15 protein-coding genes and 3 pseudogenes are annotated in these 16,559 nt (G+C 61.9%); 14 read left to right on the top strand and 4 right to left on the bottom strand.

What is annotated here, in order from left to right; translation table 11 throughout:
- Nucleotides 1–595: 595 nt before the first annotated feature.
- The 3 genes and pseudogenes from AC5ZG5_RS30430 to AC5ZG5_RS30420 form a co-directional block, all read left to right on the top strand.
- Nucleotides 596–1,050 (top strand): annotated as a pseudogene (locus AC5ZG5_RS30430) (chromosome partitioning protein ParB); the annotation flags it as partial.
- A 698-nt stretch (nt 1,051–1,748) separates the two neighbouring features.
- Nucleotides 1,749–2,060, top strand: coding sequence for a DUF736 domain-containing protein (locus AC5ZG5_RS30425; RefSeq protein ID WP_130228978.1), 312 nt, complete (start codon nt 1,749–1,751; stop codon nt 2,058–2,060).
- 363 nt (nt 2,061–2,423) lie between these two features.
- Nucleotides 2,424–3,621: pseudogene (locus AC5ZG5_RS30420) on the top strand (DUF932 domain-containing protein).
- Between the two features lie 183 nt (nt 3,622–3,804).
- Here the strand turns inward: AC5ZG5_RS30420 and AC5ZG5_RS30415 are convergent.
- The gene (locus AC5ZG5_RS30415; protein WP_456644977.1) at nt 3,805–4,056 is read right to left on the bottom strand and encodes a helix-turn-helix domain-containing protein; all 252 of its coding nucleotides are present in this window, start codon (nt 4,054–4,056) and stop codon (nt 3,805–3,807) included.
- A gap of 165 nt (nt 4,057–4,221) precedes the next feature.
- Between AC5ZG5_RS30415 and AC5ZG5_RS30410 the strand changes: the two genes are divergently transcribed.
- The 8 genes from AC5ZG5_RS30410 (at nt 4,222) to AC5ZG5_RS30375 (ending at nt 8,932) form a co-directional block, all read left to right on the top strand.
- Nucleotides 4,222–4,494: a DUF2285 domain-containing protein gene (locus AC5ZG5_RS30410; RefSeq protein ID WP_130228976.1), complete on the top strand. Its 273-nt coding sequence runs from the start codon at nt 4,222–4,224 to the stop codon at nt 4,492–4,494.
- A gap of 165 nt (nt 4,495–4,659) precedes the next feature.
- A complete protein-coding gene (locus AC5ZG5_RS30405; protein ID WP_130228975.1) occupies nt 4,660–4,854 on the top strand; it encodes a transcriptional regulator domain-containing protein in 195 nt (64 codons plus the stop codon).
- A 73-nt stretch (nt 4,855–4,927) separates the two neighbouring features.
- Complete coding sequence (locus AC5ZG5_RS30400) at nt 4,928–5,431, top strand: DUF2285 domain-containing protein (protein WP_245474987.1); 504 nt, start codon at nt 4,928–4,930, stop codon at nt 5,429–5,431.
- 134 nt (nt 5,432–5,565) lie between these two features.
- Nucleotides 5,566–5,847 carry a helix-turn-helix transcriptional regulator gene (locus AC5ZG5_RS30395; protein ID WP_130228973.1) on the top strand — a complete coding sequence of 94 codons (282 nt, stop codon included), beginning with the start codon at nt 5,566–5,568 and terminating at the stop codon, nt 5,845–5,847.
- A gap of 20 nt (nt 5,848–5,867) precedes the next feature.
- Nucleotides 5,868–6,749, top strand: coding sequence for a replication initiator protein A (locus tag AC5ZG5_RS30390; RefSeq protein WP_130228972.1), 882 nt, complete (start codon nt 5,868–5,870; stop codon nt 6,747–6,749).
- Nucleotides 6,750–7,038: 289 nt separating this feature from the next.
- The gene (locus AC5ZG5_RS30385; protein ID WP_474418770.1) at nt 7,039–7,503 is read left to right on the top strand and encodes a DUF2840 domain-containing protein; all 465 of its coding nucleotides are present in this window, start codon (nt 7,039–7,041) and stop codon (nt 7,501–7,503) included.
- Complete coding sequence (locus AC5ZG5_RS30380) at nt 7,500–8,012, top strand: S26 family signal peptidase (RefSeq protein ID WP_130228970.1); 513 nt, start codon at nt 7,500–7,502, stop codon at nt 8,010–8,012. Before AC5ZG5_RS30385 ends, AC5ZG5_RS30380 begins: the two co-directional genes overlap by 4 nt.
- Nucleotides 8,013–8,218: 206 nt before the next feature.
- A complete protein-coding gene (locus AC5ZG5_RS30375; RefSeq protein ID WP_456644978.1) occupies nt 8,219–8,932 on the top strand; it encodes a lytic transglycosylase domain-containing protein in 714 nt (237 codons plus the stop codon).
- A gap of 223 nt (nt 8,933–9,155) precedes the next feature.
- Here AC5ZG5_RS30375 and tnpC read toward each other — a convergent pair whose 3' ends face one another.
- From tnpC to tnpA, 3 genes are all read right to left on the bottom strand, one after another.
- Nucleotides 9,156–10,691 carry an IS66 family transposase gene (gene tnpC / locus AC5ZG5_RS30370; RefSeq protein ID WP_456644979.1) on the bottom strand — a complete coding sequence of 512 codons (1,536 nt, stop codon included), beginning with the start codon at nt 10,689–10,691 and terminating at the stop codon, nt 9,156–9,158.
- 72 nt (nt 10,692–10,763) lie between these two features.
- A complete protein-coding gene (gene tnpB / locus AC5ZG5_RS30365) occupies nt 10,764–11,120 on the bottom strand; it encodes an IS66 family insertion sequence element accessory protein TnpB (RefSeq protein ID WP_456644980.1) in 357 nt (118 codons plus the stop codon).
- Nucleotides 11,117–11,989, bottom strand: a complete 873-nt coding sequence (tnpA, locus tag AC5ZG5_RS30360) for an IS66 family insertion sequence element accessory protein TnpA (protein WP_456644981.1) — start codon at nt 11,987–11,989, stop codon at nt 11,117–11,119. The genes tnpB and tnpA overlap by 4 nt, the downstream gene beginning before the upstream one ends.
- Before the next feature lie 260 nt (nt 11,990–12,249).
- Between tnpA and AC5ZG5_RS30355 the strand changes: the two are divergent.
- The 3 genes and pseudogenes from AC5ZG5_RS30355 to AC5ZG5_RS30345 all read left to right on the top strand — a co-directional run.
- A pseudogene (locus tag AC5ZG5_RS30355) lies at nt 12,250–13,494 on the top strand (relaxase/mobilization nuclease domain-containing protein); the annotation flags it as partial.
- Nucleotides 13,495–13,523: 29 nt separating this feature from the next.
- The gene (locus AC5ZG5_RS30350; RefSeq protein ID WP_456644982.1) at nt 13,524–15,437 is read left to right on the top strand and encodes a hypothetical protein; all 1,914 of its coding nucleotides are present in this window, start codon (nt 13,524–13,526) and stop codon (nt 15,435–15,437) included.
- Nucleotides 15,419–16,480, top strand: a complete 1,062-nt coding sequence (locus AC5ZG5_RS30345) for a filamentous hemagglutinin family protein (RefSeq protein ID WP_456644983.1) — start codon at nt 15,419–15,421, stop codon at nt 16,478–16,480. Before AC5ZG5_RS30350 ends, AC5ZG5_RS30345 begins: the two co-directional genes overlap by 19 nt.
- Nucleotides 16,481–16,559 lie beyond the last annotated feature (79 nt).

Genomic DNA, 16,559 nt, shown 5'->3' with positions numbered 1-16,559 from the left:
CAGGGTCGACACCTCATGACCGCGTCACAATCCTGCAAGTCTGCTCATCGCGCTCGCTGGCTCTCGACCGGCCACGGCAGAGTGTGCCCAGATATCCGCCAGCCGTCGCAAATCGTCGGACAACTTGTGGAGTTCAAGGCCATCCGCCGCGCATTCGTCAGCGGCTTCACCGCCGCACAACTCGTTGGACCGGTTCGATCCCAATCAACGAGCTCACCCGCGGCACTCAAATCCCCATAGCGTCTGCCGCACCGTCTTACGTTCCCTCAAGCGCGGTTTCCTCCCTTGCAGGCTTTCGGACGCCGGCCGCCGAGCACGCGGCGACCTCCCTCATGCGGCCGGCATCCGAAACCCTTCACACAAGCGGATTTATGCACCGCAGCTAACATCGCGGTCGTTCGACAATGGCATCAGCGACTTTGCGGGCTGCGTGCGCTCATTCGGGAAACCCCGCACGGCGCAGACCTTCGGCGTATTTTGCCACGAAACCGGGCTTCTGATAGGGGCCCGAGATGGGAAACGCGGAATGCTGGATCAACAATTTGCAGGCGGGCAGATAGCCGATGCGGCCGTATCGCTGCGCCCGGCAAACAATTGGGCAAGGCAGATGCCCCGTGACGTCACTGACCTTTGGACTTTTGTGGCCGAACTCGACCACGATAGTCGCATGGACTTGTTTGCGCATTGCGCCGCATTCACCGTCAATGCGGTGAAACTGCCGTGGGAGCGGCGGCCGCGGGCGTTGGCAACGGCCGACCGGCTTGCGGAGGCCGTGTCTCTCGACATGACCGGCTTCTGGCGGCCAACGGTGCGCAGCTATCTTGGTCGCGTCACCAAGGCGCGCATTCTGGAGGCTGTTTGCGAAGGTGTCAGCGGCGAGGCCGCCGAGCGAATGGTGGATATGAAGGTCGACATGGCTGAAGCCGCCGAGCAATTGCTGGCTGCCACCGACTGGCTGCCTCGCTGCTGAGAACGGCCAGGCCGGAGGATCGGGCGGCTGTGCCAAGCGAGGCGCAAGGCGATGATGAGTATTCGCAGGCCGCAGAATGAGGCTTAAGCCGGGCCGCGCGAGCGGCCCCGGTTCCAAAATTTCGGCCACGCGCCTGACCGGCGCGCGGCCGATTTTTTTTGCGCACAGCGGCGACCGCTGAATGGAAGCCCCGCCACGAGCGAGACCTCGATCACTCTGATCGACGCCGCCTGCGGCAGCCATGTGGACCGCTATGTGGTGCTCGCCTATCAACAGCAAGCGATGAGGCCGGACGCTTTGTCGTCTGCAGACTGGGGTATTGCAAGCGCTGCCTGGCGGATCGCTCTAGCAGCACCTTCATCCTGCCACGCGGGAATGCGACGAGGGGCGCTAGCGTTTGCCAGAATGCGTCTTTCTTGCCGTTGATGCGCTGATGTCAGCATGTGTACGATCGATCCAGTCCCGTCCTTGTGCTGCGTCGGTGTCGGCCGCCATGGTGGTCTCCGTCAGCTCGTGCATGGCGCGTCCAACGCAACCTCGAATGGGCTGATCAGGCCCGAGGGACGGCAAAAGCCTCGATCGCCTTCCCGCAATGGCTGCGCCTGCTTTTTTCCCCTGCCGCGAAATGGCGGCATTCCTCGCGGGAGACAAAAAAGCAGGCTATCGCCGTCTTCCGCTGGCGCTGCGGGCCTGAAGGCTGCGGGCCGATCGCTCCCCGGGCCAAGGATCGCCATCGAGGCTGCGATAGGCGCGGCCCGAGCAACAAACGGAGACCACCATGGCTACCATCGGCACCTTCACCACTTCGGACAACGGCTACGTCGGCTCGATCAAGACGCTGACGCTGAACATCAAGGCGAGGTTCGCCGCATCCGAGAAGGATAACGACAAGGCGCCCGACTACCGCATCTTCAACGGTGTGACCGAGTTCGGAGCGGCCTGGAAGAAAACCGCTCGCGACAGCGACCGCGAATACCTCTCGGTCAAGCTCGACGACCCGAGCTTCCCGGCCCCGATCTACGCCTCGCTGGTGAAGGTCGAAGGCGACGAGGGCTTCACCCTGATCTGGTCCCGCCGCAACGGCGACTGATCCCTCGGGATCATCGGCCCCGCTTCTCCGGAGGCGGGGCCTTTTGCGTTTCTTGCGCCGCTTTGGAAGGAAGCAGAAGCGCATTTTCCTTTGAAGAAATTGCTAAGGGCTCCGCCCTCGCGCGGGCAAGGGTGAAGCACGATTCCGTGCCGGCCGGAGCGGTATCCCCGGTCTTCCGCGCAAAGATATTCAATGACGACGATGTCGTCGGGCGCGTGCAGACGCGCGCTGTTGGCGCGCCCTTGTCAGGCGGGTGATCCCCCTCCGCTCCGGCCGCCCTTGCCCTTGCTACCCCAGGTCTCGCCGACGGGCAGGGTTGCAGCGCAGCGCTGCGCTTCAACCTCAGCCCATAGGAGAACGACCATGAACATGATGACCTTGTCTCAGAATGAACAGCCTGCTTCCGGCGGCTTCCGCGTGGATGTATCGCGCGGCTAGCGGATTGGCCGCGTGTCGTCCGAGTGGTTTGCGCGACCGGATGACGAGCGGTATCTGAACCTGCCGGAACTCTATGAATCGGTGCGAGGCCGGGCCGAGCGCGCGCAAGCGCGAACGGTGGAAAGCCGAACCATCCGGGTGGAGGCGAGCCGGGACAATGCCGAGCGGCTGGCCCTGACAGTGCCGGGACGCGAGGAGCCGGTAGCGCCGACCCATTGGAGCTTCGGCCAGTTGTGTACGCTGGTCGGTGCGCCGACATCCTATCTGCGGCAGCTTCCCGCAGCCCTATCCGCGATCAACCTGCAACACGGCTTGCTGTCGCATCGCGCCGAGCTCGTGAAGACTTTGGAGACCAACAGCGGACGCGTCGAGCTTCGTGCTGTTACCGGGCCGGATTACGGCCGTATCTGGGATCATGAACTAGTCGCAGCCGTCATGAAGATCGCGGGCAATGGCACCGGTGACACGCGGTGGAAAGTCCCCGGCGTGATGGACTGGTCAACCATGACCCACAATCCCTTTGTGGACGTGACCAAGGACACGACCACGCTCTATGCCAGTGACCGGGATGTGTTCCTGTTTCTGGTCGACGACACCAACCCGATCGAAGCGGGGCGTCTGGCGGATGGATCACCGGATTTGTATTTCCGGGGTTTCTATTGCTGGAACAGCGAAGTTGGTAGCAAGACGCTCGGAATTGCGAGCTTCTATCTTCGCGCCGTCTGCATGAACCGCAATCTCTGGGGCGTAGAGAATTTCGAGGAGATCACCATCAGGCATTCTAAATTCGCCGCGCAACGCTTTGCGCATGAAGCCGCTCCCGCATTGACGAGCTTTGCCAATTCCTCACCCGCGCCATTCATCGCCGGCATCAAGGCTGCAAGGGAACGGATCGTTGCCCGCACGGACGAGGACCGGGAGACCTTCCTCCGCAAAGGCGGGTTTTCCAAATCGGAGAGCGCGAAGATCGTCGAGACCGTTCTGGGTGAAGAAAATCGCAAGCCGGAAAGCATCTTTGATTTCGTGCAGGGCATCACCGCATTTGCTCGCGGAAAGGGCTCATCAGGACACACGCCTTGAGCTGGAGGGCAAAGCAAAGCGCTTGATGGAGCGTGCAGTCTAAAGACACAGGCCGCGTAACCGGAGGTCGGTTGCGCGGCCTTGCGTCCAGGTCTGGTGCACCGCCGCCGCTCCGGCAAGCCGGATCGACGGCGGTGACGCGTATCCGCGTCCGGCGCTCGCCGGGCCTTCGGCCCGGCTCGCAAGAGTCGAGGGTTACGATGACTTAGAATGACTTGCGACCCGATCATTTCCGCTTGGCTGGCTTTGATCGGTCGCTTCGCGCCTCCTCGTCGGGGATCACCAGATCAACGTGACTGACACCTAACGTGCTGGCGAGCTCAAAAATGGTTACGACAGTCGGATTACGGCGGCCGCGCTCCAGGTCACTAATATACTGCTGGGTGAAGCCGGACATTTCGGCGAATTTCTCCTGCGTGAAGCGCTTCTGCTTCCGCAGTTTTGCGAAATTCCGGCCGACCAACTTGCGCATGTCCATCAGCGCAAGTTGCGTCTTTACATACTATGAGGTTTATCTCCTATAGTATGTAATTGCTGCCGCTCGCTCGCTGGTCGGTAACCCGGAATGGGGCTAAAATGAGAATGTTGGACAATCTCGACCGGTCTGAGAGGTTAGAATCATTCGCAGTTTGCTAGGATGCTCATGACGAAGCCCCAGCTAGATCCTGACGTCGCGGATGTTGCGCCGAACGAGGCGAATCTGACCGCCTATGACGAACAGCATGTGGTGACGTACATTCGCCTTATGCAGGCGGAGGGTCAGGGAGCGGACTGGCGGGAGGTCGCTCGAATCGTCTTGCACATCGATCCGGAGCGAGAGCCGGATCGTGCGCGGACCGCATATCAGAGTCATCTCTCGCGCGCCAAATGGGTGACTGAGCAGGGCCGTCTATTACGCGGCACCGGATCGAAATAGAAGAAAATCGCCGACTGGCGACCTGCAGGCAGAACGTTTTTCTTTGGCTAACCGGTGGTCATTCTGGTGCACCACGTGGTGCCAAACTAGGGACTTCCTACAACTCAATCGTTTATAATTATTGCGCCGCAATCCTTGTTAGCTGCATGCAATGGGGCGGAAGCAATGCCTGAGTTCGACTGGCGATCGCCGGATTCTTACAAGAGCCTACAAGACGCCGAAATCACCGACATCGCCTGGGAATGTCTTCGTCGTAACGCGGACTATCGCCGCGACTTTGAGGCGATGATTGCCAACAGTCCCGATGGCCAAGTGACACCAGAATTCAGGAGAAGGTGGGGCCTCTGCTTTCGCCCATGACCCGCGGAGGTCCTTCGACGAGCAGACGATCTTTTGGGCGCCTGAGGTTCTAGCGGCGGTCGTTCCGGTCAAGTTGGTCTCGGCCGCCGATCGCGGTTCAGCGTCTCAACCGCTGCTCGACCTCGCAACAGGTCAGGTGCGGCGCGCCGCCGACGGCTGGCACGCCGTGCTGCGCATCGGTGCGGTAGATCACCGTATCTGGTCCAAGGAGCCGCCGCAGCTCGGCGCGTCGTACACAGCCGAATTGCCGTTTGATGGCGATTTCGACGCGCGTGCGTATGCAGCCCGCCGGCTGTGGCGCGCGATGAATGGACGCGTGCCAGGTCCTGCCTTTCACCAATTATCTAAACAGCGGCGCGAACGTCTGAGCGCCGCGATCCGTGCGCTCGATGCTCACAGCACCGGCGGAAGTTATCGCGTTATCGCCGAAGCGCTGTTCGGCAAAAAGCGAATCCCCGATCGTGCCTGGAAGACGCATGATCTGCGCAATCGGACGGTCCGCCTGGTGCAAGGCGGCCTCGCGTTGATGCGCGGTGGTTACCGCAAACTTCTGCGGCCCGGGCGCAGGGACGAATAGCCCTTCCGCTTAGGGGGTATCGAAAATCGTCCCCTCAAACTTCGGCATCCCCCTCCGACATCGCGCTTCTCCATGATGACCGCACACGCGCCAGCACCGCCTTGCGTGGTGCGCTGTCCTCTTGGAGTTTTCAAATGCCCGATCCGATGGCCGGTCTTCCCCCGCGATTCCTGCGTACACCTGAGGCCGCGCGTTACTTTGGCCTGTCCGGTCGCACGTTGGAGAAGCACCGCACGTACGGCACGGGACCAATATATCGGAAGATTGGCGGACGGGTCGTTTACGCCGTTGATGATCTGAAAGCGTGGGCCGACCGCGGCGCCAAGACCTCGACCTCTGACCCCGGCAAGGGAACGGTGTTGCCGGCCAAGAAGCATCCCGCGCTGCGCCCGTATGCGGGCCAGGAACGTCGCTGATTGCCGCGTGAGCAGTGACCATGCGGCGCAAGCACCGTTCCGAGCGCGATCAGCTTGAGCTCTTCCGGGCGTTGCCCGGCGATCTCGCGCCCCGCGACGCGCAGGATCTGATGGCCTATCCGTTCTTCTCCCTTGCAAAGACGAAACGTGTGGTGCCGATCGATTTTCGTGCCGGTGCGATCGCAATTCGTGTCGAAGCCGTGCCGGAACACGGCATGGCGACCATCTGGGATGCAGACGTTCTGATCTGGGCCGCGTCCCAGATCGTCGAAGCGCGTGACGCAGGCTTGAAGACCTCGCGCCTGATGGCTGCAACGCCATACGAGATCTTGACGTTCGTCGGCCGTGGCACCAGCGCACGCGACTATGATCGGCTCAAGGCCGGCCTCGACAGGCTTCAGTCAACAACCGTGCTGACATCGATCCGTCAGCCAGCAGAACGACGGCGACACCGCTTCTCCTGGATCAACGAATGGAAAGAGACGGCCGATGCAAACGGTCGGCCATTTGGGATCGAGCTGATCCTGCCGGATTGGTTCTATGCCGGCGTCATCGATGACGCGCTCGTGCTGACGATCGATCGCGCGTATTTCGAGCTCACGGGCGGGCTTGAGCGGTGGCTCTACCGCGTCGTGCGCAAGCACGGTGGACGCCAAGATGGCGGCTGGAGCTTCGACCTTGTGCACCTCCATGCCAAGTCCGGCATCATCTCGCCGCTTAAGCATTTTGCTTACGACGTCCGCCAGATCGTCCAGCGCCAGACATTGCCCGGCTATCAGCTCGTGCTCACGCGAGACCGGAACGGCAGCGAGCGATTGAATTTCGCACCTACGCCTGTTGATCCCTTAACGGCCCGCTTGCGCCGTCGCGGTCTCGTTCCAAATTCGGAGGACAACCTGTGAATCAGCTCGTGCCATCGAGGACCGCAACCCTCGTGCTATCGGGGACCCGATCCTCGTGCTATCGGGGACCGGAATCGGACTTAAGAGCTCGTTTCTCCGCGCTTTCCAGCCGCTCTAACTTTACTAACCAGAAATCCTTCGGATTTCTTCTAACGGAGCAGGCCAAAAGCCACGTTGGCGGCGCTCGGCAACGGCAGCCCGACAGTCCAGCCTGCCTTTCCAGGCCATACGCACTCTCCACCGAGTCCCAAGCTCACGGTTGCCAACTCCAGCGTCAGGGTGCCGCCGTATGAGCGATCTCACGGAAGTGGAAGTGTTGTGGATCGAAAAGCGCATAGAAAACCGCATTCGGTTCGGCCGCGTTGTCGAGGAACGCAAGATCGATCGCCACCGGCGTGTCCTGTCATTTGCGCCCGGCAGCATCTTTGCCTTCGTCCGTTGGACCTCCAACGACTTTGGGACAATCATTTCGCGCGTGGACATTTTGCGCGCGGTTGCGCCAGGACAGCGCTGCTCGACCGTGCCTTACGTGAAGCCCGGCGGAGAGATTTTGCTGCGGCTGTCAGGCTGGCCGAAGGTCGAGCGCGTGCTGCAAATAATCGATGCCGTTGAGGCGCTCGGCATCGATCCAGCTGATGTTGCGCCTGATCATTGGCATCACATTCATAACCGCCTGTCCGTCAACGAAAACCCGCGTCCGTATACGAGAGCGCGCCACCAGGCTTGGCTTCACCGTCAGAGGATAATGCGATGACCGGCCGCATGAAGACGCTGACTGCGACGTTTGGGGCGGCTGCTGCGCTCGTCGCGACACTCGCTCTGGAGCCGGTTCCGCTCTACATTTGGAATATTTCGGCGAGCGTGCCAATCGGCCTCTATAGCTTGCGACCGGTGGAGCGCTTCCATGACACCGAGCTGGTCGCCGTTCAGCCGCCGGAGCCGCTCGCGACCTTTCTCGACCTTAATGGCTATTTGCCCATTGGTGTCCCCATGCTGAAGCGCGTGCTCGCCCTTCCGGGGCAGAGTGTTTGCAGAACCGGCCTCACGATTTCGGTCGACGAGATTGCAATGGGCGAGGCGCGGGACCGCGACGGACGCGGCCGGCCGCTGCCGAAATGGCAGGGCTGCCGCGTCGTCGGCGACGGCGAGCTGTTCCTAATGAACTGGCAGTCCGACGACTCGCTGGATGGCCGATATTTTGGATTCTTGCCTGCGTCGGCAGTGATCGGGCGTGCGCTGCCTGTGTGGACGTGGGAGGAGTGATCGTGCGTGTTCCATGTTCTTACCCCGCCATTCCTCTGTTCGATCGATCGCGGGACCATTCCTCCGTCTCGACCAACGCTTCCAGGGCCGACGCGCGCCGCGGCAGTCCAGGGCGGCCGCATGGCCGGCGCGAAGCGGCTTTACCCTGGACGGGCGCGAGCACGACGGCATGCTTGGCTCGGTCGGGCGTGCGTGTTTGGGCTGTCGTGTGGCTGCTGCTTATTTTCGCTGCGTCGGAGAGTGCTGCTCTAGCCCAGAGTGAATCGGGGTTAGCTCAGGCGGTTGCTCAGGCAAGCAACCCGTTTGCAGCTTTCGTCGACGAAGCCTCGGAGCGCTTCGCAATTCCGATGAACTGGATCGGTTCGGTCATCAACGTCGAAAGCGCTGAAGACCGGCACGCCAAGTCGCCCAAAGGCGCAATGGGCCTGATGCAAATCATGCCGGCGACTTGGGCGGAACTTCGCGAGCGCTGCAATCTCGGGAACGATCCCTACGAGCCGCACGACAACATTCTGGCCGGCACGGCGTACTTGCGCGAACTGCTCGACCGGTATGGCTCGCCTGGCGTGTTTGCCGCGTACAACGCGGGACCATCTCGCTATGAAGAGCATCTCGCAGGTGGCTCTTTGCCAGAGGAGACGCGAGCATACGTCGCAAAGCTTGCAAATCTGCTTGCCATTGAACTGCCGCCAAGGTGGACGTCCAGCGGACAGTCATCAGCAGCTGCGACGCTATTCGTCACGCGGTCCGATCGAATGAAAACGCGCGATCGGTTGCTGGCGCTCATGCCGTCAAGCGGTGCCACGACCGTAATCTCGGCGCCCGATGTTTCGCCCATGGTCCCCGGCCTAGTGGCGTGTTCGTTCCTCGATCAGATTCGGGATTATCGCAATGACCAAGTGTGCGGGTTCGCAAGCTGATGGCGTATGGGCGATGCCTTCGGCCCGCGCTCTACTCGTCGCTTCGCTCCTCACCGAGCCACCCTACGGTGTCTCGGCCCTTCGGGTAACGATCGCTATCGCAAGCGCTCGGAAGCAGTTGGGGCTTCGCGAGTTGGGTGCCAAGTCGCGGTGGCTCTTTCGGGAACCGGCGGCCGGGAGACCACGACACCACGACGGTATGCGTCCACCTGCTGCAGGTTAGTCAGGTCTTGACATGATTGTTCGATCTCCAGGCCCAGGGCAGCAGTTCGTCGAGTCGGTTGATGGCGTGGCCGTGCACCATTCGAGTGAGCACGTCACGCAGGTACTCGTAGGGTTCAACATCGTTGAGTTTGCAAGTTTCGATCAGCGAGCAGAGAACCGCCCATCTGTCGCCGCCGCCATCGCTGCCCGCAAACAGGTGGTTCTTACGGCCGAGCGCCACGGGTCGGATAGCGCGTTCGACTGGATTTGTGTCGAGTTCAATGCGACCGTCCTGCAGGAAGCGCGTCAATCCCTCCCAACGCGAGAGGGCATACCGGATCGCCTCAGCAAGTGTGCTTGTTGCGGGCAGGCGTGGAAGGTGCGCTTCGAGCCAGGAATGAAGTGCCTCTACGATCGGTTTCGAGAAGGAGCGCCGCTCAGCGAGTCGATAGGCAGGAGATTTTCCGCGGACCCGCGCATCAATTGCATAGAGTTCTCCGATCCGACGCAAGGCCTCCGCCGCAACAGGCGATCCGGTAGCTTCGACGATCTCGTAAAACTTGCGTCTCGTGTGCGCCCAGCACGCAGCAAGTACGACGTCACCATTGCTGGTCAAATGTTCGAAGCCAGCATAGCCGTCAACGTGCAGGACCCCTTTGAACTGCGTAAGATGGGATACAGGACGCTGCGCCCTGCGATCCGGCTCGAACAGATACACTGCCGCCGGCGGCTCTGGTCCGCTCCAGGGTCTTTGCTCCCGGACGTACACCCACAGTCGTCCGGTTTTTGTTCGCCCGCGGCCAGGATCGAGCACCGGAACCGGTGTGTCGTCGGCGAACAGATGACCGGAGGCAAACACGTTTTTGCACAGTCGCTCGTGCAGAGCTTCCAGCCACCAGCACGCGCCGCCAACCCATCCGGCCAGCGTCGAACGACAGAGATCAACACCGTGTCGAGCGAAGATCTGCGACTGTCTGTAGAGCGGGGTGTGATCGCAGTACTTGCTGACCAGCACGTGGGCGAGCAGGGCTGTTGTTGCCAATCCGCCAGCGATCGGTCTCTCCGGCGCCGTAGCTTGCACGACCTTGTTGCAGGTACGGCAGGCATATTTCGGGCGTGTGATCCGCACTACGCGAAGCTGAGCCGGCACCCAGTCCAGCATCTCGCTGACACTCTCGCCAATCGCATGCAGAGGGCCGCCGCAGCACCCGCAGCTTTCACAATCGACATGGAGCACCACGTCTTCGCGCGGCAGATGCTCGGGCAGTGGTTTGCGCTTCGGACGCGGATTCGGAGGTCGCGGGACGGCAGTCGCCGAACTCTGATCGGCCTCGACGGCGGCAACATCGACGCCAAGATCTTCAAGCCCAAGGGCGAGTTGACCAGCATCGAGGCGCTCGGAACGACGCCCATATTGTGCTCGTTGAAGCTGTTTGATGATCGACTGGAGACGCTCGATCTCGCTGTCTCGATGCTGGACAGTCTCTGCAATATCCCGCACCAAACGATGAAGAAGCGTTGTGTCCGATGGCAAGTTATTGAGATCGAGCTGCATGTCCGAATCTACTCGAACATGCCGATTCGAGGAAGCAACTTCGCTATACTCTATGCGGGTTTCTGTGATTTCTTAGCCTGCGATTGCAGGTCGCCATCGACGCTCCGGCGTGCGCCAATCGATGCCTTCGATCAACATCGCAAGCTGCGCTGGAGACAACGTCACGGTGCCGCCAGGATCGGTCATTCTCGGCCAGATGAAGCCACCTTGATCGATGCGCTTGGTGAACAGGCAGAGCCCATTGCCATCCCAAAACAGGATCTTCAGTCTGCTCGCATTCCGGCCACGGAAGGCGAACAGGTGGCCAGAGAACGGGTCCTTCTTGAGGTGTTCCTGGATCAGGGTAGCGAGCCCATCAAGGCCCTTGCGCATGTCGGTATAGCCCAAAGCCAGGTGCACTTTCACGCCGGCCGGCACGATCATCATCATGCCGTCACCTGTTCGGCAACATGTCGCCGCACCGCATCCGGATCGCAGCCGATCGGTGCGAACACGCGGCGCCCATCGTCCAATTCGATAACCTTCATGCCGTCGGGCGGCTGCAACAGATCGTTCAGGACGAGCGTTGCGGATTGCGCTCCTGCGACCGTCACAGCCGCCAAGTTCGCCCGCCCTCGCTTGCTGAACCCGAACTGTACCCGCCACCGGAACAACATGCTGGTGACGATGTCGTGGCGCCGGCAAACCTCTGCGGCGGTGGCGCCGGGGAGCTCGGACTCGGTCACGATCGCGACCTTTTCCTCGTCACTGAAGCGACGTCGGACGGCGCGTCCGTCGTTCGGCGGATCGACAGTTGGTGCATCTGTCAAGCGGCTCCCGACGCGAGACCCCTTAGCAGCGCTGCTAGCACCAATGCTTATTAGTGGGCGGGCGCTCGGATGAAGTTGCGCACGCCAGTCGATTTCGACCTCGTTGGCGTCGATCAAATCGCGCCATCGCCTCAGGCTGTGCTGCGATATGCCATGTGCCTTGGCATACGCTTGCATGCTCAGACCGCACCATCTCATTGCTTCAACGTGCATCGCCCAGAACGCTTGCACGGCTCTGCAGCGGAGGTCCTTCGATACTGGAGCCCGCGTCTTCCGGAGTCGCTCCCGACGTTCTTCCCGATGCAATTCCGTTCGTATTTTCAGAGCTTCGGCGTCAATCAGATGCCGCAGCCACCGATCAAATGTACCGCCACTGAGACGATGCTGACGACAATATTTGCGCTTGCTGAGACCGCTTCGTCGCCAGGCTTCAACGTGTACCGACCAAAAAGAGCGACGCGCTTCGTTCTTGAAATATTCCGTACCCACCGGAGATCCTCCCTTGCAGCAAGGAACCCGATATGGAACGCCAACGCACTCTCGGGAAGTCGTGCAAGATTCCGACGCTTACCCACGACGGCAGGACGGCGAGATAAAAGAGGCTCGCCGGTCGAACCGCAAGCCATTGGGATGGCTTGGGTTCTACCGTGCCGGTCGGTCGGGGCGCGTGCCGCGCCTAATGTTTTTGCCAATGAATTCAACAGTGTTTTCGGCACTGGCTGCGATTTCATGTCCGCGGAGCCGTTGCCGTGAGCGTGGGCGACAGCGATTTGCGCATCCGGCCTGGCCGCATCCGCGGCACGCGAGCGCCAAAGCCCAAGAGCTTCATCAACCAGGTGCTGCGTGCGGTGAAGAAGGCCGGTCACAGCCCCTCGCATGCGGCTGCGGGTGGGCGCTCCTCCAGCTATGGGCGCTCGACCTTCGGGCGCGGCCGGATCAGCTTTAGCCGCAACCGCCTGTTCAGCCCGGCCCGCCGCGTAGTGGTGAAGGCGCGCGTCGTTCGTCACCAGGGACGATCCTTCCGTTCCGCGCCGCTGACCGCCCATCTTTCCTATCTGAAGCGTGACGGCGTCACCCGTAACAGTGAGAAGGCGGTGATGTTCGATGCCGGCAGTGACCGCACTGACGACGCAGGCTTCGCGGATCGCTGACGGGACGACCGGCATCATTTCCGTGTCATCGTCTCACCCGAGGATGCCGCTGAGATGACCGACCTCAGAGCCTTCACGCGCGATCTCGCCAGGCAAATGGAAGTCGATCTCGGTACTCGGCTCGATTGGGTCGCCGTCGATCACTGGAACACGGACAACCCTCACGTCCACCTCCTCGTTCGGGGCGTAGATGAGGAAGGGGCGGACCTCGTGATCTCCCGCGACTACATCAGCCAGGGACTGCGCTCACGCGCCGAGCAACTGGTCGCCATCGAACTGGGTCCAAAGCCGGAGCACGAGATCCGCAATTCACTGGAGAGGGAAGTCACGGCGGAGCGATGGACGCGGGTAGATCGAGAGATCCGGCTGGCAGCAGATGAGACCGGCTATATCGACCTTCGCCCAGAGAATCCCGGCAAGTCTGATCCCGAGATCCGGCGCCTGATGGTCGGTCGCCTTCAACATCTGGAGAAGATGGGCCTTGCCGCGTCCGCTGCGCCGGGGGAATGGATGGTTGGGCTCGAGTCCGAGCGGAGCTTGCGCGACCTTGGTATGCGCGGCGACATCATCAAGACCATGCACCGCGCCTTTACCGAACGTGGGGAAGCGCGCTGCGTCGCCGACTCCGTCTTCGAAGGCGGACAGCCGTCGTCCGAGATTATCGGACGGCTGGTCGACCAGGGATTGCATGACGAACTGACTGGCGAGGCCTACGCCCTGATCGACGGAACAGACGGACGCGCGCACCACGTGCGCTTCCGCGGGCTTGAGGCTTTCGACCACGCACCGCCGATCGGCGGAATCGTCGAAGCGGCCGCGACATCGTCATCGGCGCCGATACGATCGTCCGCACCGGTACCGGCGATATCCGCGTGAATGCGGGCCGCGATATCGAGCTCAAGTCCAACACATCGGTGATCTACACCGCGGGAATGAAGACGCCGACCGCGGCGGGCTTCGTTGTCGGCTCCAAGCTCGGCGACTACCCGACCGCCGGTGGCGACATCATTCTGACCGCAGGGCGTGACATCACCGCTCCGGTGGTCAAACAGAGCACGGCGGCCTGGCTATTCCACTACGGCGAGACCAACTGGACCGGCGATCCAGCGGCGTCGACGGTCAAGGACCAGGCGAGCTGGTCGATCATGTTTGCCAATTTCGAGTCCGGCGTCGGCCCGCTCGGTGGCGGTGATGTGCGGGTGCGCGCGGGTCGCGACAGCAAGGACCTCTCGGTCGCCATTCCGACGACCGGGCACCTCACCACGCCGACGACGCCTCAGGACCAGGCCGGGCCGGTCGCCCGGGCCGAAGACCTCGTCGTCCGTGGCGGCGGCAATCTGGACATCGAGACCGGGCGCGATCTTCTCGGCGGCGTCTACATGCTCGGCCGCGGCCATGCCGCGCTGAATGCCGGCAACCGCATCGCCGCGAGCGGCGCACTCGGGCGGGAGCGGACCAGCTTCTCCAGTTCGCCGTACTATCGGGATGCGCCGGTCGCCATGCTGATCGGGCTGATGGATGCGACCGCCAGCGTCACCGCGGTCGGCGATATCACCATCGAAGGCATCTACGATCCGATGTTGATTGGGCAAGTGGACGCCAATCTTACGGCAAACAAGCGCGGATCGGCCTTCGTCAGCTTCTCCGATCGTGCTGCGGTCGATGCGAGTTCGACCTCGGGCAACGTCGCATATCAGGGAAACATTTTGAGAGCGGCGGATCTGAGCCTCGGAGGGGCCTATGAGGTTCGACTTGGTGCGACCAGCGAAAACAATCCGAGGGCTCGGCTTGATTCCAAGCTGAATCTTCTGCCGCCGACGCTACGCCTGACCTCGCTTCAGAGCGATGTTTCAGTCGAGTCCAAGCTGGCTCTACCACTGGTGTTGGCGTCCAGCGCATCGGGAACGCTGGAGCTGTTGGCTGACAACGACATCCTTGTCTCCGAGCAGCAGATCCGGATGGAGGATATTGCCGCACAATATCGTCGCGGTCCGCTCACGCCCTTTGCGATCGATCGCAATACGTTCCTTCAACTCGGAGTCGGAGACGCGCTTCCGCAGCCGGTCGGCGCGAACACCAACTGGGAGCGTGGCTTCGTTCCGCTTCATGCCGCGGATCCCGACCCCGTGAGGCTGTACGCCCTGAACGGCACGATCGGCACCACTCCTTCGCAACCTTCCTTCACCTGGAAGCTCACCGTACCGAGGCCGGTCGATGTCTATGCCGGCGAGGACATCCTCTACGGAGCGGTGATTGCGCAGCACAACAATGCCTCGCAGGTGTCAAGCGTCATCGCCGGACGAGACATCATCCGACCGCAGATCGCTTTCCTCGGCGAAGGTGCGCTGTGGGTCGAAGCCGGCCGCAATCTCACCTTCGTTGCCGGTGAGGGCATTTTGTCCCGCGGCGGCATTATGAGCACCGGCAATGTGCTGGTCGCCAATTTCGGCGAAGCCCGTAAGGGCACCGATATCGACACCCCCAATCTGGCGCTTCCCGATAAGGGCGGCGACATCAACATGATCGCTGGCACCGCCGGCGGTGCGGACTATGCCGGCTTCGCCGATCTTTATCTCGATCCTCGTAACGCCTCCGATCCAGCCTTCCCGCTGTCTTACCCGGCCAATGCGGGCAAGGTAGTGCGGACCTACGAGAAGGAACTGGGTGAGTTCCTCAAGGGCCTCAGCTACGAAGACCGGCCGGCCAGCGAACGGCGTGCGCTGTTCGCCGCGCTGCCAAGCTCACCCAGCAGGCGTTCCTGCAGAAAGTGCTGTTCGCCGAGTTGAAGGAGACCGGCATCGACTACAACGGCGCCGACAGCCTTCGATTCAAGCAGTACACCCGCGGCTATTCGGCGATCGACAGGCTGTTTCGGGCCTCGCCCACACAGGTGAGCGGCGGTTGGGGCGATGTGATGGTGCGGGGTGGCATCGTGCAGACCCAGTCCGGCGGCAATATCAGCATCATGGCGCCTTACGGCACGGTCACCGTAGGCTATCACAGCGAGGACGCCAAGAATTATGGTCAGGGCGGCATCATCACCCGCCGTGGCGGCGACGTCCGCATCATGGCCGACGATAGCATTGATTTTTACGTCTCCCGTGTGTTCACGCTGCAGGGTGGCGATCTGACGATGTGGACCTCGAACGGCAATATCAGCGCCGGCGCTGGCGCCAAGACATCGGTCTTCAACATTCCGCTGCAGTTCACGATGGACAACGACGGGCGCGTCTCTGTCGACGCCTTCGGCCTTTCGACCGGCGCCGGCATCGGCGTACTGGATGCGCTGCAGGCAAGCGGCGATGCGGCGGCGAAGCAGCCCACGTGGAATCCGCCGGCCGGCACATCGGGCGGCCCGCAACAGGACAGACCGGTGCGCAAGAAAAGCCGCATGGATCTCCTCGCCTTCCGCGGCGAGATCAATGCCGGCGATGCGGGCATTCGGGTGGTCGGCGACTTCAACATCGCGGCGCTGAGCATCCTCAATGCCGCCAACATCACGGTATCAGGGGCGACGACGGGGCTTCCAACGGTGCTGGCGCCGAACATCGCCGGCCTGACCGAAGCCTCCAACGTGGCCGGCTCCGCCGCGCAAACGGCGACGCTGCCAACAGCATCGCGCGACGGCGATCGGCCTTCGATCATCATCGTCGAATTCCTCGGCTTCGGCGGCGGCGACGGCGGTCCTGAAAACGAAGAGCAGCCGGGCCGCAAGAACAGGCAGAGCTACGACACCAACAGCGTGTTTCAGGTGGTCGGAAACGGCACTTTGACGCCCGAACAGGCGCAGGCCCTCACCGACGAGGAGAAACGGAACTCCGCTCGCTGATTGAGCAGTCAGGTCTGCGGGCCCCCGGCAGATCATCGCCGCGGCGGCGACTCGGTAGGGGCGCCTGTCGTCTTGGGCT

It is taken from the genome of Bradyrhizobium sp. Ses1 (assembly GCF_059512365.1).
Note: the sequence above shows the minus strand (reverse complement) of the source record. Positions and strands in the feature narration are given on the sequence as shown.